This is a genomic window from Limosilactobacillus pontis DSM 8475 (assembly GCF_001435345.1).
Taxonomy (GTDB): domain Bacteria; phylum Bacillota; class Bacilli; order Lactobacillales; family Lactobacillaceae; genus Limosilactobacillus; species Limosilactobacillus pontis.
The window spans coordinates 1-1,666 of sequence record NZ_AZGO01000045.1; the positions used below are offsets into that span (position 1 = coordinate 1).

Annotated in this window: 3 protein-coding genes, 1 tRNA gene and 1 pseudogene; 1 reads left to right on the forward strand and 4 read right to left on the reverse strand. The window is 46.6% G+C overall.

Annotated features, from left to right (window positions below):
• Positions 1-410 (forward strand): hypothetical protein (locus FD34_RS08765; protein ID WP_235805984.1); only part of this gene is annotated, 410 nt, incomplete at its 5' end.
• Between the two features lie 84 nt (positions 411-494).
• On the opposite strand, the gene FD34_RS03775 is transcribed toward FD34_RS08765, so the two are convergent.
• The 4 genes and pseudogenes from FD34_RS03775 to FD34_RS03790 all read right to left on the reverse strand — a co-directional run bounded on the left by FD34_RS03775 (position 495) and on the right by FD34_RS03790 (position 1,620).
• Positions 495-567: transfer RNA gene (locus FD34_RS03775), tRNA-Thr, on the reverse strand.
• Between the two features lie 126 nt (positions 568-693).
• Positions 694-1,003: pseudogene (locus tag FD34_RS08365) on the reverse strand (DEAD/DEAH box helicase); the annotation flags it as partial.
• A gap of 1 nt (position 1,004) precedes the next feature.
• Positions 1,005-1,265: a hypothetical protein gene (locus FD34_RS03785; protein ID WP_057806913.1), complete on the reverse strand. Its 261-nt coding sequence runs from the start codon at positions 1,263-1,265 to the stop codon at positions 1,005-1,007.
• A 94-nt stretch (positions 1,266-1,359) separates the two neighbouring features.
• On the reverse strand, positions 1,360-1,620 hold the full coding sequence (locus FD34_RS03790) for a TerB N-terminal domain-containing protein (protein WP_162255394.1): 261 nt from the start codon (positions 1,618-1,620) through the stop codon (positions 1,360-1,362).
• Between the last annotated feature and the right edge of the window lie 46 nt (positions 1,621-1,666).

Genomic DNA, 1,666 nt, shown 5'->3' on the forward strand with positions numbered 1-1,666 from the left:
AAACCGATGTCGTGCATGACGCTTTTTTTCAATACGTGTCGTTATTCGGTGCTTACATCTCTTCTAAAGAACCGGTAATTAAATATATTCGAAAGAATTTGTCAAACAGTATCAAGCGCGACAACTATGCGTTTAAAGTAACATTAGATAACTATGAAATTCGCGCAATTGATAAAAGTATTACAAGACAATATAAGAATATTGAAGATTATGTCAGAAAGCGATTTGATCAGTACGAAAACAAAATCATTGATCTTCGTAACAGTAATGCTAAATACGTTACAATGCGTGGGAAACTCAAAGATTATCTTGAATATGAATACAATAGTAAGGAAGTTATCAAATTATTCACTGATAAAACGGCGCATCACATTATTGCTACTAACCTTAAACATATGTTTAATTTATAAGGCAGATTGCAAGAAATAATCCTTGATATACCTGCGCAGAACGTTGATATATCAAGGATTAATAAACTTTGTAAGTTTTAATTATGCTGACTAGAGGGCTCGAACCTCCGACCTCCTCATTACTAGTGAGGTGCTCTGCCAACTGAGCTAAGTCAGCAATTTACCGACGCATAATAGTATATCAACTCCCTCCGCCAAACGCAAGGGAAAAATTAAAAGAAGTGAAGAAAGCCCTCACGAGACCTGTTCTTTACTTCTTCTGTTCCCCATGCCGGCCGGCGCACATCCGGGCCAGGATCTTGGGATGGATGTCCCCGGCCACATCACCGAAGTAGACAGGAATTCGGCCGAAGACACCGTAGCAGTAACCCTGGTGACGTTGACGGGTGATGCCCTCGACCACCCAGCCCCGGCCAGCGATCGCAATCTTATTCCCCGACCGGTGACGGCTTGACAATCGTCCCCAGTTCCTCGGATCCGGCATGGACACTGAATTCCTCGTTTTCCTGGAAGACCGCGTAGAATTTGAAGTTGTTGACGACCCTAGCCATCCCGACAATCAGGTCACCACGCTCCGTCTGTTCCAGTTGGTCGTCATCTGCTGACTAGCGGCATAGTAGTTAAAGTATTTAGCTCCCGCATCACCACTGCCTGCCAAATTACCTTCAGCAAGGCCGCAAAGTGCGTCGCTGACTTCTGGTAGAGCCGACTGGTCGCGTGCCGCTGGAATACCGCAACCAGGTCATCTACGCTGTAATCCGTTGGGTGGAGGAAGACATGATAATCGTGATCCGCCGCTAGTTTGTTAGTAAAGGCCTGGTTTACTAACTCGTGGTCCGGGTGGTAATAGAGCACGTAATCCTGCAGCCACCGGCCCAGATAGCCCCCATCCTTGAAGGAAATTGGTCCACATACCGGTTACGAAACGCCATCAGTGCTTGAAAACCGGCTATCGGAGAATCACTCCGATATTGTTAAGCAACTCATAGATGTACAGGTAAGCATAGGAACCGCTGACCTTGATGAACTCCCCCCGCCGGAGCTTGGTCCGCCAGGTAAAGTATGTCCGTAGCTGAGCCATACTCAGGTCGTGATAGTTCGGAAAGTACCGTTTCAACGGCACCAGGTCTGTACATTCATCCGTGTAGTTTGCCAGAATCAGGCCCTGCGTCGGTCCACCATCATCGTAAGCAGGAAAGGGCGTAAGCACCGAATAACGACACGTATTGAAAAAAAGCGTCATGCACGACATCGGT